At 70.5% G+C, this 18713-nt stretch carries 9 protein-coding genes; 4 read left to right on the top strand and 5 right to left on the bottom strand.

Translation table 11 applies throughout. The features are described 5' to 3' along the window. The first annotated feature begins 138 nt into the window (after positions 1 to 138). Entirely contained in the window at positions 139 to 1404 is a 1266-nt protein-coding gene (locus IEZ11_RS11695) for a cytochrome P450 (protein WP_189262603.1), read from the top strand. Here IEZ11_RS11695 and IEZ11_RS11690 read toward each other — a convergent pair. Together IEZ11_RS11690 and IEZ11_RS11685 are read right to left on the bottom strand one after the other, a co-directional pair. Beyond that, complete coding sequence (locus IEZ11_RS11690) at positions 1376 to 2536, bottom strand: damage-control phosphatase ARMT1 family protein (protein WP_189262602.1); 1161 nt, start codon at positions 2534 to 2536, stop codon at positions 1376 to 1378. The genes IEZ11_RS11695 and IEZ11_RS11690 overlap by 29 nt on opposite strands. Positions 2537 to 2590: 54 nt before the next feature. Next, complete coding sequence (locus IEZ11_RS11685; RefSeq protein WP_189262601.1) at positions 2591 to 3238, bottom strand: ScbR family autoregulator-binding transcription factor; 648 nt, start codon at positions 3236 to 3238, stop codon at positions 2591 to 2593. Positions 3239 to 3704: 466 nt separating this feature from the next. Here IEZ11_RS11685 and IEZ11_RS11680 point away from each other — a divergent pair, with 466 nt between their 5' ends. Next, positions 3705 to 4658 carry a lytic polysaccharide monooxygenase gene (locus IEZ11_RS11680; RefSeq protein WP_189262600.1) on the top strand — a complete coding sequence of 318 codons (954 nt, stop codon included), beginning with the start codon at positions 3705 to 3707 and terminating at the stop codon, positions 4656 to 4658. A gap of 17 nt (positions 4659 to 4675) precedes the next feature. On the opposite strand, the gene IEZ11_RS11675 is transcribed toward IEZ11_RS11680, so the two are convergent. Further along, positions 4676 to 5320, bottom strand: coding sequence for a Tat pathway signal sequence domain protein (locus IEZ11_RS11675; protein WP_189262599.1), 645 nt, complete (start codon positions 5318 to 5320; stop codon positions 4676 to 4678). A gap of 610 nt (positions 5321 to 5930) precedes the next feature. Between IEZ11_RS11675 and IEZ11_RS11670 the strand changes: the two genes are divergently transcribed. Both IEZ11_RS11670 and IEZ11_RS11665 read left to right on the top strand, forming a co-directional pair. Next, a complete protein-coding gene (locus IEZ11_RS11670; RefSeq protein WP_189262598.1) occupies positions 5931 to 6629 on the top strand; it encodes a DUF6230 family protein in 699 nt (232 codons plus the stop codon). After that, entirely contained in the window at positions 6629 to 7093 is a 465-nt protein-coding gene (locus tag IEZ11_RS11665) for a DUF6114 domain-containing protein (protein ID WP_189262597.1), read from the top strand. The genes IEZ11_RS11670 and IEZ11_RS11665 overlap by 1 nt, the downstream gene beginning before the upstream one ends. A gap of 311 nt (positions 7094 to 7404) precedes the next feature. Here IEZ11_RS11665 and IEZ11_RS11660 read toward each other — a convergent pair whose 3' ends face one another. Beyond that, complete coding sequence (locus IEZ11_RS11660) at positions 7405 to 7782, bottom strand: hypothetical protein (RefSeq protein ID WP_189262596.1); 378 nt, start codon at positions 7780 to 7782, stop codon at positions 7405 to 7407. After that, positions 7779 to 18695, bottom strand: coding sequence for a LamG-like jellyroll fold domain-containing protein (locus IEZ11_RS51905; protein ID WP_189262595.1), 10917 nt, complete (start codon positions 18693 to 18695; stop codon positions 7779 to 7781). Before IEZ11_RS51905 ends, IEZ11_RS11660 begins: the two co-directional genes overlap by 4 nt. Positions 18696 to 18713: the final 18 nt, after the last annotated feature.

The following is an 18713-nucleotide window of genomic DNA, read 5'->3' as shown; positions in this document are numbered from 1 at the left end:
GCGCGGCACATGATCACACCATCGCGTGAACCGCGGTGGAATCCCGGAACTCCGGCCGCTCCTTGTGGCGTTCGACGGCCCTGCGCGCCATGGCCGGCCTGTCTTGCCCTGTCCCGCCGCGCGGGTCACCGTGGTCGCATGACCACCTCTGCCCGCGGCGGTGCGGCCCCGCCCGTTCCCGATGTCTTCGATCCGCGCCGGTACGGGGTCGCCGTGCCGTACGACGACTACCGCGTGCTGCGCGACCGTCATCCGGTGGCCTGGCAGCGGGAGCCGGCGGTGCTGGGGTGGCCGGCCGGGCCGGGGTTCTGGGCGGTGGCCCGGCACGCGGACGTGGTGCGGGTGCTCAAGGACCCGGGGACGTTCTCGTCGTGCCTCGGTGCGACCCAGATCCGGGATCCGGACCCGGCGGACCTGCCGTTCGTCCGGCGCATGATGCTCAACCAGGACCCGCCGCGGCACGCGCGGTTGCGGCGGACCGTGAGCCGGGCCTTCACGCCGAGGCGGATCGAGCGGTTCGAGGCAGTGGCGCGGGGGCGGGCGCGGACCCTGTTCGACCGGGCGCTGGAGGCGGCCCGGTCGGGGGACGGCACGGTGGACCTGGTCGCCGCCGTCACCGACGAGTACGCGCTGCTCAACCTCGCCGACCTGCTGGGTGTCCCGGAGAGCGACCGGGGGCTGCTGCTGCACTGGACGCGGCGGGTGATCGGCTACCAGGACCCGGACGAGGCCGGTCCCGGGGTGCGCGACGCCGAGGGCCGCCCGGTGAACCCGCGGTCGCCCGCGATGCTGCGGGACATGTTCGGGTACGCCCGGCAGCTCGCCGCGCACAAACGCCGGAACCCGGCCGACGACGTCATGACGACCCTGGCCCACGACACCGGACTCGCCGACGGCGAACTGGAGATGTTCTTCTTCCTGCTGACGGTGGCGGGCAACGACACCGTGCGCTCGGCCGCCCCCGGCGGGCTGCTGGCGCTGGCCGGACACCCGGAGTCGTACCGCCAGTTGCGGGCCGGGAAGGCCGGGGCGGACCGTGCGGTGGACGAGTTGCTGCGCTGGCACCCGCCGGTGCTGACCTTCCGCCGCACGGCCGCGCGGGACACCGAGCTGGGCGGGCGGCTCATCAGGAAGGGCGACAAGGTGGTCGTCCTGCACGCCTCGGCCAACCGTGACGAGCGGGTCTTCGCCGAGCCCGACCGGCTCGACCTCACCCGGGCGCCGAACCCGCACGTGTCCTTCGGGGACGGGCCGCACGTCTGTCTGGGTGCCCATTTCGCCCGGCTCCAGCTGCGCACGCTCTATGCGCAGGCGCCGCCCGTCCTGAGACCCGCCGGGCCCGCCGGGCGACTGGTCTCGAACTTCGTCAACGGACTCAAGTCGCTGCCGATGCATGTGGGTTGACCTGGATCAGGGCATGGGTACCGGCCGTGCGCCAGCGCTCCGCCTCGGCCGCGTCCAGGGTCGCCTCGGTGTCCGCGGAGAGCCCGGTGATCACATCGGACTTGAGGGTCCGCAGCGCGGCCACCGGGCCCGGGAACCAGTCGGTGACCTCGGCGAAGGGGGTGGTCGGCGGCCAGAGCCGATCGCCCACCAGACGGCGGTAGTTGAGATCGCCCTTGAAGATCGTCAGTGCGGCGGAGGCGAACTCGGCGCGCAGGTCGCCGGGCATCTCGGAGTACGGCAGCGGGGCGCAGGAGAAGGGGTGGGCGCGCACGGCGAGGCGGCCGTCGGCCATCGCCGACCAGAGGGTGCGGCCGTACCCGGCGGCGGCGCCCGGAGCGGTGGTGAGCCTGCGCAGGGCGTCGAGCACGTCGGCGGTCGTGGCGTCGGAGACGTAGTACGGGTACGGCTTGACGTGCAGGACCGCGCGGGCGATGCGGCCCGTGTCCAGGAGGCGGGCGATCAGCAGCAGGTCGGGGACGAGTTCGCGGCCCGCGTTGTCGGCGACGAGGCACAGGGTGCCGCCGTGCAGCAGCGGCCACAGTGCGGCGCTGTCGTCGGCGACCAGGGCGGCGACGGCCTCGCCGGACTCGGCGGCGGAGAGCCGGAAGCCGAGGTCGGCGCGGTTGCCCCAGAGGGAGCCGTGCAGCAGGGCCCGGTCCGGGTCGCCGTGCGACCCGAGGTCGTCGAGCGCGGCCAGTTCCTCGTCGGTCTCCTTGGCGTCGAGTTCGGCGAGCTTGAACGGGCGGAACGGGTCGATGCCCTGCCAGGGGCCGGGGCCGAAGTAGCCGACGGCGTCCAGGAGCCGGCGGTAGAAGTAGCTCTCGGACCACAGCCACGGCACGTCGAACCAGGACCGGCCGGCGTAGCCGTCCAGGCCCCAGTCGCGCCAGCCGCTCGCGTCGCCGGGCAGGGGTTCGATCACGCCCTCGGTGCAGTTGTGCAGCAACGCGTCCAGGGCGTGCTGCTGCGCGGGGCCGTAGGGGAAGGCGTCCCGCACCTGACGGATGATCGCGGGGTGCCGTTCGGCCAGCACGCTGCGCGGGAACGGGCCGGTGGTGCCGAGGATCACGGGTGCGGCGGAGTCGGGCATGCGCGCCACGCTATCGCGCGGGACGCCCGGCGCCGCCGAACCGCAGGGCGCCGGTCACGCCGTTCTGATCTCGCGCTCCAGCTGGGTGGCGAGGGTCAGGTAGCGGGCGCGCCGGTGCACCGGGACCAGGCCGCGGATCATCAGGTGCCACATCTCGGCGACCCTGCGCGGCAGCCGCGCCACCGGCTCCAGGTTGCGGCCGGCGACCCGGGTGCCGACGAAGAAGCAGACCAGGGAGTGCGCGACCGCGCCGACGTCTATGTCCGGGTGTACGTCGGACTCCTTGACGGCGCCCATGAGTTTGCGCGTGGCGAACTCCAGCCACTCGGTGAACGGGTGCCTGAGCGGCGGCCGTACGGTGACGTCCGCGGTGGCGAGGCGCAGGCCGGCGCGCGGGATCGGGCCGTCGACGGAGAGCCGGGCGATCGCGAACGTGGTGCGCATCAGGGCTTCCAGCGAGGAGTAGCCGCGGCTGTCCATCTCCTTCACCAACTGGCTGGAGGTGCGGGACTGGAGCTCCATGATGGCGTGCGCCAGGTCCTCCTTGGCCGCGAAGTGGAAGTAGAGCGCTCCCTTGGTGACCTTCGCGTGGTCGACGATGTCGCTCAAGCTGGTGGATTCATAGCCGTGCCGGTCGAAGAGGTCGGCGGCGGCCGTGATGATCGTGGCGCGGGTCTGCTCCGCGCGTAACTGCCTCGCCATCGACTCGACGCTCCTTCACGGCTCAACGACTTCACGGCTGCACGGCTGCACGACATTCAAACCGACGGGGCATGCGGTTTGTTTTTTAACCCCGTGCACACGATAGCTCACCGTGCGACAGCGGGAGGCAACTGTGCGGACCTGGCGGCGGACACGTACAAGTCGCGTGTGCGACCACGCGAACAAGGGGTGGCGGGGCGCGGAAGGACGAGATCGGAGCGCGCCCCTCCCTCGCGTTCGCGCCGGTCTCCGGAGGCGATGCGGGCGGCCCGGCGGCCATCGGCGATCGCCGTGATACGAGGCGGACGGTTGGTACTCAACGGCGCCCCGCCGGGCGGCAAAACGGACGAGGCGGTCGGTGCCGCGCACTTCGACCGGCCCTGTGACCAACCACGCTGAACAGTACGGCGCCGATTCCCGTACTCCCTGGGCAGACCCGCCTACCCGCGCCGAGGAGACGTCCCGGATGACTCGGACGACCGCCCGCCTGAGAGTCACAGGAGCCGCCGTCGCGGCCCCGCTGCTGCTCCTGTCGTGGGCCGCGGGGTCCGCGCGGGCGCACGGCGCCCCCACCTATCCCGTCAGCCGGGCCTACGCCTGCTCCCCCAGCGGCGGCAGCGCGGCAACGGCGGCCTGCAAGGCGGCGATCGCGGCGAGCGGGCAGAACTTCGTCGCGTGGGACGACATCAGGGTGGCGGGCGTCGACGGCCGGGACCGTCAGGTGATTCCGGACGGCAGGCTGTGCGGCGGTGGTCTGTCGGCGTACAAGGGGCTCGACCTGGCGCGCGCGGACTGGCCCGCGACCGAACTGGCCCCGGGCGCCCGGATGACGATGACGTACGCCGCGACGATCGCGCACTCCGGCACGTTCAAGCTGTATCTGACGAAGCCGGGCTACGACCCGGCGAAGCCGCTGACGTGGTCCGAGCTGCCCGCGCAGCCCTTCGCGGAGGTCAAGGACCCGCCGCTGACGAACGGGGCGTACCACTTCAGCGCGACCCTGCCCGCCGACCGGACGGGGCGTCAGGTGTTGTACACGATCTGGCAGACCACCAGTACGCCGGACACCTACTACTCGTGTTCCGACGTGGTGTTCACGGCGAAGAAGGCGGCACAGAAGGACACCGGGGCGGGCGCGGGGAAGAACGGCGGGGCGAGCGCGAGCGCGAAGCCGACGTCGGGCGTGAGCGCGACACCGGCCTCCAGTGCCTCGGCGAGCGCCGCCGGCCGGACACGGCGGACGGCGACGGCGGCCCCGGCCTCCCCGGCAACCGGAACCACCGCCGCCGACAGCACTCCGGTGGCCTCCGACACGGACTCCGGTTCGGGCCCGTCGGCGCCACTGCTGGCGGGCGGCGCCGCAGCGGTGCTGGTACTCACCGGCGGCGCCGCCCTGGCGTTGCGTCTGCGTCGACGCTGACAGCCTTTGTTACTGGGTCAGTTGACGAAGACGGCGGCGCCGTTGTCGCTGACCGGGGCGTACTTCGCGGTGAAGTAGCCGGCCGAGGGGCAGAGGATGGAGCCCGACGACTTCGCGAACGCCTGGTTGCTGAAGGCGAGGCTGTTGTCGGTGTTGGAGCTCGTGCCGGTCAGGCCGGAGGCCTGGTAGACACAGGTGATGCTGCCCAGCAGGGTGGTCAGCTTGACCGTGGTCTGGACGGTCGAGCCGCTCGGCGGGGTGACGGTGACGCCGCCGCCGGAGGCGACCGACGTGGTGTACGGCAGGTTGTCGACCGTGATGCTGGAGACGCCGGTCACGCCGACCACGTTGCTGGTGCAGCTGCTGAAGGTCTGCGCGGTGGCCGACTCGGTGGCGGTGCCGGAGGCGGCCGGGTTGTCGGTGACCGTCGCGGTGAAGGTCGAGGCGGCACAGGTGATGCCGCTGGTGCTGGTGGCGCTGGAGTAGAGGGTGGCGGTGGTACCGCTGGCCAGCGAGGCGGTGAGGGTGTCGCCGACCGCGACGGCGGTGCCGCCGGCGCTGCCCGTGGTGAGCACGGCGCCGTCGGCCGACGCGGGAACGGTGGCCGCGATCGAGAGGGCGGCGACGGTACCGGCGAGGGCGAGGAGGGATCGCGTACGCATGCGGGTTGCCTCTTTCTTTGGGGGTCTTGCGTGAGGTGAGGTGGGGGGTGTTGGGGGCGCGGATGCGGCGTCGGCCGTTGCCGGCTCGTCACGCCTTCTCCGTACGTGACGGGCCGGCAACGGCAGCCGGGCCGGACACCGGCCGAAAGCCTGGGGGGGTTAGGCCTCCGGCCGGGCCGGTCGAGAGGCGTTCGGGCACGGCCCCTGGGGGGAAGCGACCGTGCCGACGCCGCTGAGCGGAGCGGTGATCGAAGAGGCCGGGAAGCGGTCGATGCCGCTCGGCGGATCCGGCGCCACGGATCCGAATGAAACCAGGGAGAGTTGTAGACCTGATCGCCCGTCAGCGTCAAGGCCGATCAAGGGAGTTGGGCATTCGATCATGGGAATGCATGGTCGGAACATAATTGACGCGAATTCAACACTCTTTTTTCACAACTACCTTGACCCTGAAAGGTAACCGCCGGTAACTTGCCGCTTGGTTACTGCTGCGTAACGAGAAAGCCCTTGCACCCGCCGGGAGTTGCGAGGAGGCGTGCGCGGCAGCCGGTGTCCGCGCCAGGACAACGTGCCACTGAAGCCCAACCCGCGTGACTAATGCATGGGAGCAGACATGGCCGAGTCCCCGGACGTTCCGTCCGCCGACAACACGCCTGAGAACCCGGGAAGCGGTTCTCTTTCCGCAACACCAGAGACCACCGAGGGCACCGGAGCGGCACCGAGACGTGGCCGGGTCCGGGGCCGCAGGGCCGCCATGATGGCGGTGCCGGCCACCCTTGCCCTGGCCGGTATCGGGGTCCTGACCGCCCAGGGGGTGCTGGGAGTGACGCTGTTCATCTCCGGCATGCCCTTCACGGTCACCGCCAAGTCGCTCGACGGCACCGGCTTCGAACAGTTCGGCGCGCTCGACACCATGGCCGACGGCAGCCCGAACGCCGGTGACACCGGCGGCCAGGTGCTGGTCGTCACCTCCGCGATCAAGAAGGCGACCCTGGACACCCTGTGCCAGAGCGTCGACCTCGGCGGCACCAACCTGCTCATCAAGGCGGGCAGCGGCTCGTCGAAGGTGCAGGCGACCGATCTGACCACCGACTCGACCCTGCTGACGGGCGACGCGTCCTTCAACAACATCGAGATCGGCAACGACGCGAGCCAGCTCACCAAGGCCGGGGTCCAGGGCCCCATCGGCGTCTTCAGCCAGCAGGCCGACACCGTGCACATCGACAACCTGCGGCAGACCAACTACAAGACCACCGCTGGGACGTTCACGCTTCCCGGCCTGAAACTCAGCTTCAGCGACACGGGTTGCTGATGTCCGGCACAGACTCTCCCCATCAGGGGTGGCGGCCCGCCTTCCGCGGTTGGCGGGCCCGTCGGCCGTTCCTGGGCGGCCTGCTGCTGACCCTGGGCGGCTGCTGGATCCTGCTCACCGTGAAGGCCTCGCTGAAGGTCGTCGTTCATATCGGTATGCAGGGCGTGGCGGGCTATCTGCTGCCGGCGGTCATGGTGCTGTGCGGCCTGCTGACCCTCTTCAGCCCCTCACAGCGCCTCTTCTACTCCATCCTCGGCATGCTGTGCTCCCTGGGCAGCTGGGTCACCTCCAACCTGGGCGGCTTTGTCCTCGGCCTCGCCCTCGGGGCCGTCGGCAGCTGCATGATCTTCGGCTGGCTGCCGGACCAGGAACCGCGGGTGAGCCGCCGCAAGCGGCGCGAGGCCGCGCGGGAAGCCGCGCAGCAGACGCAGGGATTCGGGGAAGGCGCGGGAGAACCGGCCTGAAACCACGGAAAGGCGGACCGACGAGTATCGGTCCGCCTTTCCGCGCGTGTGGGGGCGGACACCCGCTACCCCACCCCCTCCGCTGCTGTGGCCACGGCGAGCACCGTGACGGCCACCACCAGGCGGCAGGTCTCTCTCCGCGCATGGTCCACGAGAGGATCCGGCGCAGCGTGTTGGGGCACCTAGATTCCGCCGGGCGCGGCGAACGACAGTTGCATGTCTGCGGTCCGCCACAGCGACGGTGTCCGACCGCACGCGGGACAGACGCGAAGACCCAGGACGCCGAATCCACCGCGCCCTCGTCTTCCTCCTCAGGGCTTCCGGATTATTTCCAGTAGACTGCCCAGATCGGCGGTCGCACGGATACAGAAATCCTGATCGGCGTTCTTGAGATCCGACAGGACGCCCGTATACCCCGGTGCCGCCTGCGCGAATTCCTGCTTCAACCTCCGGGTCATGATGACCCAGTTTTTCGCCGAGAGGTCCACCGTCCATTCGACGGCGCCATCGAATTGCGCCGAGATCCGCTGGAACTGGGCGCGCACCCGGTCATGCGGATCGCGGTAACGCCATACGACCATCGGCGGTCGAACCAGCGAATCGAGAGGATCACGCCCGACGGATATCCTGGACCACTGGACGGTCCCCCGGGCGCCCAAGGCACGCAGCACATCCGTGGAGTCGATCACGAGAACGGCCCGTCGAAACCGGGAGGTCCGAACCTGAGCCCCGGGTTGAGCGACTTGATCATCTTCATGAAATCACCCCGCGGGATCGCGTCAGAGCTCATTCGCGGATCGTACACATACCGCCCGTCGGTGTATACCTGGTGATACGAGTACTCGACGGTGGTACCACCTTCTGGGACCAGCAGGTTTTCACCCTCACCCTTCAGGGAGATGATTCGGCCCTCGCCGCCGGCGGCTCTGAGAAGGTTTTCCGCGATTTCAGAGCAGTCGACGGAACTCTCGTGGATGGGTTGCCTGGCCATCGCTCTCATGACGGCCTCATTCGGCGGATGATTCGGGTTGGGACTACGGAACCCGAAGGGGTTCCCACTCGACTCGTCCGGTTCGTTCGGTTCAGATGTACAGCCGTCGGTCGACGTCGGGTTCGTTGAACCACCGCCTGTACCGCTGCCACTGCCGGTGGCGGTCTGCTCGGTCGTCACGTCCTGGTCGTCGGTCGCCGTCGAGCTGGTCGCGTCGTGCCCGGCCGCCGCGGCGGCGTCCTCGTCGGGAGTGGTGCCCATGATCGGGGTGGTGTTGACGCCGCCGAGGTTCTGGTTCTTGGGGCGGGTGGGGACGCCGTGGGCGCCGCAGTCGTCGTCCGCCGAGGCGGCCAGGACGAGACCGAAGAGGAGTTCCTCGGCGCCGGCGGAGGCGAGTTCCTCCCAGATGACGTCGCCGACCGCCTCCAGGCCCTCGGCGGCGGCCCCGCCACTCGCGGAACTCGCGGCGCCGTAGCCGTAGGTCAGCGCCCCTCCGGCCGCGACTCCGTAGTACAGGGACGAGTAGTTGCTCCCGGACGAGCCGTGCGAGCCGTAGGAACCGTACGAGTTGCCGTAGGAGACGCTGTCCGAGCCGGACCCGGAACCGCGGCCGCCCGAGTGGCCCGACGGCTCCCAGTTCATGGCGTCGTTGAACTCGTTCTCGAACTGCCGTTCCTGGTCGGCGATCTGCTGTTGCAGGGCCCGTTCGTCGGCCTCGTTGCGGGCCATCTCCCGGGCGTACTCACGCTTCCAGGCGTTGTACTGATCCTGGGAGTACTTCTCCATGCGGTCCCAGGCGCCCGCCTGCCACTGCTTGAGATAGGCCTGCTGCGCCTCGTAGGCCTCCTCCTGGGCCTTGATGTCGTCGCTGGTGCAGGCGTCGTGGCCGGAGGTGTCCGTGGCGTCCAGAGGGTCGTCGTTGCCGTACGCGTACGGGTTGGCGTTGACGGCGGGGGTGGGCGGGTTGCTCACCGGGTCGGCGCTGGTGAAGTCGCCGTTGGCCGGGTTGTACCAACGGGCGGCGGCGTTGACCCAGCCCGTGGCCGGATCGGTCCAGCCGGACTGGTAGCCGAGGTCGGTCCGGCTACCGCTGGTGGCGGTGGGCGTGCCGTAGGGGTCGTAGGCGGTGGAGCCGGCTAGTGCCGAGCCGGTGGCGGTGAAGGTGCCGGTGACGTCACCGTGGCTGTTGGTCAGGGCGAGGCCGGCGCCTGTACCGTCGGCCGCGCTTACGGCGAGCACACCGCCGCCCGCATCCCGGGCGAACTTCTGGGTGCCGTCGGAGACGGGGTTGTTGGTGGCGTCGGCGTAACTGAAGGCGGCACTGCGGCCGCCCGAACTCGCGGTGGTGAGCCGGCCCAGGCCGTCGTAGCTGTAGCTGCCGCCGGTACCGGTCGCGGTCAGCTCGTCAAAGGCGTCGGAGGTGTAGGTGGTGGAGGAGCCGCCGGAGGTGACACTCGACGTCGTCCCACGCGCGGTGTAGGCGTACGAGGTGGTGGCCGACCCACTGGTGACGGAGGTCAGTTCGTTGCGGGCGTTGTACGTGGCGGTGGCGGCACCGGCGCCGGTGCGGTTGCCGTTGGCGTCGTAACCGTAGCTGGTGGTGGCCGAGCCGGTGGCCGCCGACTTCAGACGGCCTGCGTAGTCGTAGTCATAGGTGCTGGTGCCGGAGCCCGCCGTGCCGGTGGTGGTCTGGGTCGCGATCTGGCCGTCGGCGTTGTACGTGCGCGCGACCGACGCCTCCGTGGTCCCCGATGAACTCTTCAGGACGTCGGAGGAGAGCTGGTGGGAAGCGTTGTAGTCGTAGGACCTGGTCGCGCCGCCCGTTCCGTAGGTGACGGACTTGGTCTCGCCGAGCTGGTTGTAGGTGAGCGTGGCCGTGGTGCCGGTCAGCGGGTCGGTCTCGCTGTTGACCCGGTCGTCGGCGTCGTAACCGAAGGTGGCGGTGCCGGTGGCGTCGGTACGGGTGGCGATGTCGCCGTTGGAGTCGTAACCGTAGCTCGCGCTGCCGCCAGGACCCGCCATGGTGAGGAGGAGGCCGCGGTCGTCGTAGGCGAAGGTGTCGGTGCCGGTCGGTGCGGAGACGGCAGTGAGGCGGCCGTCGGCGTCGTAACCGAAGACCCGGGCGCCGGTGGTGGCCTCGGCTCCGGTGCCGGACTCGGCCGTCAGCAATCCGTTCTCGTCGTGGGTCTCGGTGATCGTGACCCCGCCCGGGCGGGTGAGGGTGTGCTGGTTGCCGTCGGCGTCGTAGGAGAAGGTCGTGGTGCGGTCGGCGGCCGAGGTGAGACCGGTGACGCTGGGGGCGACGCTGGTCTCCTGCCCGCCCAGCGGGTTGTAGGTGTAATAGGTCGCGTTCTTGTCGGCGTCGGTGTAGCGGGTCTCGTTGCCGGCGGCGTCGTAGCCGAAAGAGGTCGTGATCGAGGTGCTCGCGTCGACAGGCTGGGTCTGGCTGACGGTCCGGTTCAGCGCGTCGAAGGTCGCCGTGGTGGTGTGCTGACGGGCGTCGGTCGCCGAGATCTGGTTGCCCGCCGCGTCGTAGCCGTACGAGGTGGAGCTGAGGGTGGTGCCGTTCGCGTCGAGCCTGGCGGCCGAGACGAGCCGCTCCGCCTGGTCGTAGCCCTGTGTGGTCGCCGTGAGGTCGGGGGCGGTGGTCCTGATGAGCTGACCGGCGACGTCGTATGCGTAGGACGTGGTGTTGTGCAGCGGGTCCGTGACGGTGCTGGTCTCGCCGAGCGCGTCGTAGGTCGCGGTGGCCGTGTTCTCCAGCGGGTCCTCGACCGAGGTCAGGTCGCCCAGTCCGTCGTAGCCGTAGTGGGTGGTGTACGCGGCCGGGGCGGGCCTGCGTTCCACCTGGGTGCTGGTGGCCTCGCGGCCGAGCGCGTCGTACGTCGCCTCGGTCCTGGCGCCGGTCGGGTCGGTGGTGTTGAGGACCTCGCCGTCGGTGTCGTAGCCGACGTGGGTGACCAGGCCGCCGGGCAGGGTCTGCTGGACCCGGTCGCCGAGCTGGTCGTAGACGTACGACGCGGTGTGCTGCAGCGGGTCGGTCTCGGTGTGGACGTCGCCGAGCGCGTCGTAGGTGTAGGAGGTGGTCGGGGTGACCGTGCCGGAGCCGTCCGGTGGGGTGTACGCCGGCTGGGAGACGGCCTGGACGCGGCCGTCGAGGTCGTAGGTGGTGGTGACGATGTCGCCGTCGGCGTCGTCGGTCTCGACCGGTTCGCCGAAGGTGTCGTAGCCCGACTTCGCGACGGCCACGGTCTGCTGGGCGGCGCCCCCGCCGGTCTCGGTGCTGACGGGTGGGGAGGACGTGGTGGTGAGGCGGCCGTCCTCGTCGTAGGCGTAGGTGGTGGTGTACGCGGACGCGGTGGCGCCGGCGGCGTTGCCGCGTGCGTCGGTCATGGTGACCGGCAGGCCGCGCTGGTCGTAGGTCCAGGTGGTGGTCAGCGGCGCGGAACCCGCGGTGCCGGCCGCCGAGGTGTGCAGCGCGGCGGCCTCGGTGGCGGACAGGACGCGGTTGTACGTCTGGACGTTGCCGACCGAGCCGTTGAAGTACTGGGCGGCCGCGCCGGCCGTGTATCCCCGGCCGATGACGAACGCCCCGGAGCTCGCGATCGGGGTGGTGTCCGTCGCCGTGTTCTGGGCGGTGCCGTTGACGTAGAGCGTCATCTTGCCGCTGCTCGCGTCGTAGGTGCCGACCAGGTGGGTCCAGGTGTTGAGGGTGGGGGCGGCGGTCGAGGTGGCACCGGCGAGGGTCGGGGACGCGACGTCGGTGGTGGCGCGGTCGAACGCCCACCGGCCCGCGGTCGGGTTGTAGTCGAGCGAGAACCCGGCGGCCTGGGTGCCCTGTTGGGCCATGACCGTCTGCCAGGTGCCGGTCGGGGTGCTGGTGATCTTCGCCCAGGCGGACACCGAGAAGCTCTTGGTGGTGTCGACGACCGGGCCGCCGGTGGCGATCTGGCCGGCTCCGGCGAAGACGGCGGAGCCGCCGTTCTCCGTCGCCCAGCTCGTCGAGGCGTTCAGCGTGCCGGCGTTCCCGGCGCCGGAGTGGTCGCCGGCGGACGGGTTCTCACCGTCGTCCAGCCTCCACCAGCCCGCCGCGCCCACCGTGACCGGGGACTCTCCGGTGGTGGTGGAGGAGGTGTAGAGCTGGCTGATCTCGTTCGGCTTGAGTTCACGCCCGTAGAGCTGGACGTCGCGGACCCGGCCCGCGAACCAGTTGACCGAGGCGGCTGCGGCCTTGCCCCGGCCGATCGCCACGCCCGAGGTGCTGGCCATCGGCGTGGGGTCGGTCACCGACGTGCAGTTGGTGCAGATGCCGCTGACCTCTACGTCGTTGACGTACAGGCTCATGTTGCCGAGCGCGTCCATGACGCCGACCAGGTGGGTCCAGGTGCCGGCGGTGGCCGCAGTGGGGTCGCTGGCCACGTAGTTGGTGGCCGTGCTGGTGTCGTTGCTCGCGCGGACGAAGGCCCAGGACTTGGTGGTGTGGTTGTACTCCAGCTGGAAGGCGCTGTTCTGGGCGCCCTGTTGGCTGACGACCGTGAAGTCCTTGGTGGTGCTGGTGGCGCTCAGGTAGGCCCACGCCGAGACGGAGAAGGCCTTGCCGGTGTCCACGACGGGTGTGCCGCTGGTGAGGACCGCGCCCGAAGTGCCGTTGAAGGACGTGTAGTTGCTTGCCGGCGGCCCCCAGGAGGTGCCGGTGGACGGGGTGCCGGTGAAGCCGTTGCCGGAGGAGTCGGCGGCGGCGACCGCGCCCTCGGCGAGCGGCCAGTAGCCGGTCGGTCCCGTGGTGTCGGTCCGTACGGACTGGGCGGTGCGGTTCCCGGCGGCGTCGTAGGAGTAGCCGAGCTGCCGGGTCTGGCCGCCGCCGGTGAGGATGCGGGACAGGACGTTGTCGTCCGGGTCGAAGGTGTTGACGGTGGTCCGGTTGACGCCGGACGGGTCGACCACGGTCTTGGCGGTCCGGTCGGCGGCGTCCACGGTGTACTGGGTCTGCTTGAGACAGGACGTTCCGGACCAGACGTCGCACTCCCACGTCATGTTGCCGGCGGCGTCGTAGTCGTAGGCCTTGGTGGTGCTCGCGACGGAGGTGCCGGAGGCGTCGGTCTGCGACTGGAGCAGGTTGTCGTCGAAGTAGCTGTAGGCGGTGGTCCGGCCCATGGAGTCGGTGACGGACGCGAGCCGCCCCGCCGGGTCGTAGGCCCGGGACTCCACGACCAGGTCGGTCGGGTCGGAGGGCGCGGTCGGGTCGCCGGTCCAGCCGAGCAGGGTGGTGGTGAGCAGCTGCCCGGTCGGCGCGTAGGTGTAGCGGTAGGTGGTGCCGGCCGGGTTCGTCTCGGTGGTCCGGCGGCCGAAGCTGTCGTACGTGTACCCGGTGACCTGGCCGGCCGGGTCGGTGACGGTCTTGACGCGGTCGTTGTCGTCGTAGACGTAGGTGGTGGCGCGGGTGGTGTCCTGGCCGGTGGTGTCGGCGGTCGAGGTGCCGGTCAGGTCGCCGTCCGCGTCGTAGGCGTAGGTCGTCTTCGGGGTGTGGGTGACGCCCCTGACCGCGTCGGTGGTCGCCGGACCGGTCTCGGTGAGGGTCCGGCCCAGCGCGTCGTAGGTGTACGCGGTCTGTACGCCGCCGACCGGCGCGCCGGAGGAGGTGAACGTCACCGGGTAGGTGGCGGAGCTGACCGCCTTGGTGGTGAGGTGGCCCAGGAAGTCGTTCAGGTAGTAGGTGACCTGGCCGGACGGGTCCGTCTCGCTGCAGACCTCCCCGAGGTGGTCGGTGCCGCAGTAGTGGTAGCGGGTGACCTTGCCACTGGGGTCGGTGACCGTGGCGAGCATCCCGTACACCTCGGTGTACGCGACGCCGATGTTGTCCGTGAAGCTCTCGTTGTCGTTGTAGTACGTGTACCTGGTCTTCCGGCCGCTCGGGTAGTCCGGTGTCGGGGGCGTGGTGACGGAGGCCAGGGCGCCGAACGGGGTGTAGGTGTAGGCCGTCCGGTAGGCCGGGTTGGCGGTGCCGGTCGCGCCGGAGCGGGCGTCGGCCGCGTAGAGGACCTTGCCGTTGAGCGGGTCCATCGGGTCGGCCGCGTCGGTGTGGTAGCTGAAGTAGGAGGTCTGGCAGGAGTTCACCTGGCGGCAGGTCGTCGTCGCCAGGACGTTGCCGTACACGTCGTGCTGACGGCTGGTCGAGTGCCCGTCGGGGTCGGTGACGGCGTCCTGGAAGCCGAGGGAGTCGTAGGCGTACGTCGTCCGGCCGCCGCCCGCGTCGGTGACGGCGGTGGTGCGGTTCCCGTTCGACGGGTCGAAGGTGTACGTCTCGGTGTGCTGCGCGGGGTCGGTGACCGTCAGCGTGGTCGACGGCATGAGCAGGGTGGCCGAGCCCTTGGCCGTGTACAGCCCGAGCGGGGCCTCCACGCTGCTCTGGCCGAGGTCGGTCTGGTAGACGCCGACCTGGCCTATCTCGCCGTTGAAGTACCCCTGCGCGTTGGCCGGCGGCTTCGGCCAGGAGCCGGCGACGTATCCGGCGCCGACGCTCACCGTGGTCTCGCCCCAGGTCTTCACCTGGCCGGCGATGGTCTTGCCGGTGCGCGTGGCCTGGCTCTGTCCGTCGAGCCACAGGGTCTGGCCGGTGCCGCTCGCGGTCATCACCACGAGGTGCCAGTTGCCGTCGTTGACCGCCGCCTTGGAGGCCATCGGGGAGAGGGTGCCGTCCCAGAACTGGCCGTGCAGCAGACCGTCCGTGCCGATGTAGAGGGCCGGGGTGTAGCTGGTGGGCACCGAGCCGATCGGGGCGTTCTGGTACGAGAGGAGGACGCCGCCGGCCTGCTTGGTGTTGAACCACAGGGCGACGGAGGCGGTTCCGCTGCTGTCGTCGAGGGCTCCGGCGGGCAGTGACAGGGAGGAGTCGGTGCCGTTGAAGCCGGCCGCGGTGTCCCCGCCCGGGCCGAAGATGCCGGGTTCGCCGAGCATGACGTCGTTGTAGATGCCGTCGGACGCACCGCCGGCCGGGCGGTCGACGCCGTACTGGTCGGCGGCGGTGAGGCCGGCCGGCTCGGTCATCGGGTAGTCGTGGGCGGGCCGGGTGCCGCGGACGGCACCGTAGTAGTAGTCGTTGCTGCCGGTGGTGACCGGGGTGGCCAGTTGGTAGGCGCCGCCGTCGGCGTCGGTGACGGTGGACGCGCGGTCGGTCAGCGCGTCGTAGCCGACGGCGAGCGCGGTCTTGCCGGAGGGCAGGGTGGTGCCGGTCAGTTCGCGGGAGGCGAGGGTGGCCGAGGCGTACTCCTGCTGGACGGCGGGCAGGCCGAGCGGGTGCTGGAGGAAGGAGACGTCCTCGATCTGGCCGTTGAACCAGCCCAGGGCGTTCGCGGAGGGGATCGAGGGCCAGGATCCGGCGAGTTCGCCCGCGCCGACGGTGGTGTAGGGCTGGCCGCTCACCGTGATGGTGCTGCCGGTGCGGGTGGCGACCTGGGCGCCGTCGAGGAACAGGGTCTGGCTGGTGCGGGCCCCGGACAGCACCACGTAGTGCCACTTGCCGTCGTTGACGGCCGCGGGCGAGGCCATCGGCGTGGCCTTGCCGTCCCAGAACTCGGCATGGATCTTGCCGTCGGTGCCGATGTAGACCGACGGGGTGTAGTTCACGGAGACGGCGGTACCGGGTTTTCCGCTCTGGTACGAGAAGAGCGTCCCGCCCGCCTGCGTGGTCCTGAACCACATGCCGACCGCGAGGTTGCTCGCGTTGGCCGGCAGGTTGTCCGGCAGCGCCAGGTAGGAGCTGGTGCCGTTGAAGGAGGCCGCGGTGGCGGGGGTGCCGGCCAGCGGGCCCGCCTGGCCGAACGTGACGTTGGCGGCGGTGGCGTCGGTGGTGCCCTCGTTGGCGACGACGCCGTCCTTGGCGGTGGCGGAGCCGGTGGTGTCACCGAGCCGCCAGTAGTCGGTGGGGTTGGAGTCCAGGACCATCGAGGCGAAGTGCGACCCGGAGGCGGCGCCGGCGGTGTAGCTGTACTGGGTGCAGGCCGTCGCGGTGGAGCTGCTGGAGGCGGGCGGGCAGACCGAGGTGAGGTCGCCGGCGGAGTCGTAGCCGTACGTCCACGGGTTGCGGGTGGCGGCGAACAGGCCCGGCTTGGAGGTGACCTTGTCGACGTGCGGGACGTTCTTGACGGTGCCGTCGGAAGCGGTGACCTGCTGGACGCCCCAGGTGAGCTGGAGCGTGGTGCCCATGTCGGCACCGTTGAAGTCGCCGTTGTTGTATCCGTTGTCCTGGGCGAGTACGTAGCCGAACCCCGTCGGCTCCTCGGGCTTGATGGTGCTGCCGTCCGGAAGGGTGAGGGTGACGGGCAGCCAGTTGATGTCCAGGCCGTGGCCGTCGCGGTTGCCGTACTGGGTCAGCCCCCAGTAGGTCTGGCCGGTGACGGGATCGGTGACCTGGTTCGTGAAGAAGTACCGCGTGCCGGACTTCTCCGTCAGCATGAAGCCGGAGGTGCCGTATCCGTCCGCCGGTGCGGACAGGACGGCGTAGTCGCCGGCCGGCGGGCTGTAGGTGCCGTCGCCGTTGGCGCCGAACCGTTCCTGGCGTCCGTCCGCCAGGGTGATCACGACGTTGCCGGAGCCGTCCGCGTCCTCGGTGGCGCGCATGTCCAGCAACGACGACCAGCCCGCGCCGAACGCCTTGAAGACCCCGGGGTCGAGGCTGTTGTACGTGCGCTGGACGCTGAGCGTCGGGCCGTCGGACGGGCCCGGGATAGTCGCGTCGGTGGTCTGTGTCGAGTAGTCGCCGAGCTGCGGGTCGACGCCCTTGACGGTGGCGTCGTACGGGGCCGCGCCGAGATGCGCGGTGACCAGCGGCTGGGGCGCGGCCGGGATGGTGAAGTAGTCGGGCGCGGACCACAGCGAGGCGGCGTTGCCGTCACTGACCTGGGCGGTCCAGTAGAACGTCTTGCCGTAGGCGAGCTTGCCCGCCGGGACGGTCCACACCGGTGTGGTCAGTGCGCCCGAGGAGGCCAGGGCGGTCGTCGAGCCGTTGGCGTAGACGTTGAACGAGTAACTGAACGCGGTGCCGGGGTAGTTGTCCGGGTCGTGCGCGGTCACGGCCAGCGTCGGGGTGAGACTGAACACCGAGCCGTTGTTGCCGGGCGTGAACGTGTCCACGATCGGCGGGTTGTTGACCACCGGCAGCGAGTAACAGGTCTGCGGGACCCCGTAGGTGGAGAACAGCGTCCCGTTGTAGGACATGTCCCAGCAGATCAGATAGGTCTGCCCGGCGGTCAGCGCGGGAATCGACGCGGTGACGGTGACCGGCTTGTTCGGCGCGACCGTCGAGGGCATCACCGCCGGGGTCGCGGCGGGGCTGGTGAGCAGGGTGCGGGTGGTGCCGGAGACGGTGTAGAGCTGGTACGAGAGCTTGTAGCCGTTGGTCGGCGTCCAGGTGGCCGTGCCGCGGTTCTGCACGGTGACCTTGCCCCAGCCGGGCTGGTTGTTCCACGGCGAGGCGTAGCTGACCTCGGAGTAGGAGGCCCCGGCGCCGTTGGGCGTGTACTCGATGGCCAGGTAGGGGTCGTCGGCGTAGAACTCCTTGGCCGCCGCCGCGGTGGAGGCCGCGCTGAGCCGCAGGCCGTAGTTGGCCGCCCAGCCGTGCGCCCAGTTCATCACCGTCTTGGTGTCGAGGCTGATGCCCTCCCACTGACGGCCGTTGGAGCAGTCGGTGCCGGCCGCGAAGGAGGCGGTGCCGATCTGCGCGCCGGCCGCGGGCCCGGGATAGGTGTCGATCTTCGCCGGGTCCCAGGAGGCGGAGACGGGGGCGACGTTCACGGCCTCGGCCGAGCACGCGCCGGTGGTGTCCAGGCCGGAGAACTCGGTGTCCAGCCAGAGCGTGGAGTTGACGACGTAGTCGTTGGCGAACTGGGTGCCGAAGCCGCTGAACTGGAGGAACGAGGTGTAGTCGTGGCTCTGGTACTTCCCGACGTACAGCTGCCCGTTGCCGTGGAAGTTCTGGGTGACGCCGGACTCGACGTAGGTCGAGGAGGAGGCGTTGCCCTGGCCGGTCGGGTTGCCGGTGGCGGCGGCCGTCCGGTAGGAGGCCGCGGAAGCCGTTCCCGGGGCGGTGGTGCCGGTGGCGTCGGCGGGGATGCGCGCCCAGGTCCCGTCGGATTCACGGTAGTTGACCGCGTGGGTGTGGACCTGCGCGGTGTAGGTGCCGTCGGCGTTCTTGAAGACGGTCGTGGTGGCGGTGTCGAGCCTCGGCTGCTCCACGCTGGTGGACGCGGAAAAGCCCCTCGGCTTCTTCGCCGCCGGTGCGGCGACGGGCTTCGGGGCTCTGTGGATCCGGCTGCCGGAGTTCACGGGGGCGCTCTTCGCGCCATGGGCCTGGTACGCCCCCACCGCGCCCTTGACCTTGCCGGGCCCGGAGTGGCGCAGCGCGGTCCCGGCTCTGCTCCTGGTCGCCGAGGCCGGGACGGCGTGCTTCCTGCCCGCCGCGGTGCCGGCCTGCTGTACCGGGGTGGCGGGGGTGGCGGCCGCCGATCGCGGTAACGCCTGGGCGGCCTGGCCGCCCTGCACCCCGACCAGCGCGAGGACCGCCACGAACGCCGTCACCCGCAGCGCCATCGGCACGTACCGGACGGATCTCCACAAGCGGCCCATCATCGTTGC

Source organism: Streptomyces fuscichromogenes (genome assembly GCF_014645815.1).
Taxonomy (GTDB): Bacteria; Actinomycetota; Actinomycetes; order Streptomycetales; family Streptomycetaceae; genus Streptomyces; species Streptomyces fuscichromogenes.
Note: the sequence above shows the minus strand (reverse complement) of the source record. Positions and strands in the feature narration are given on the sequence as shown.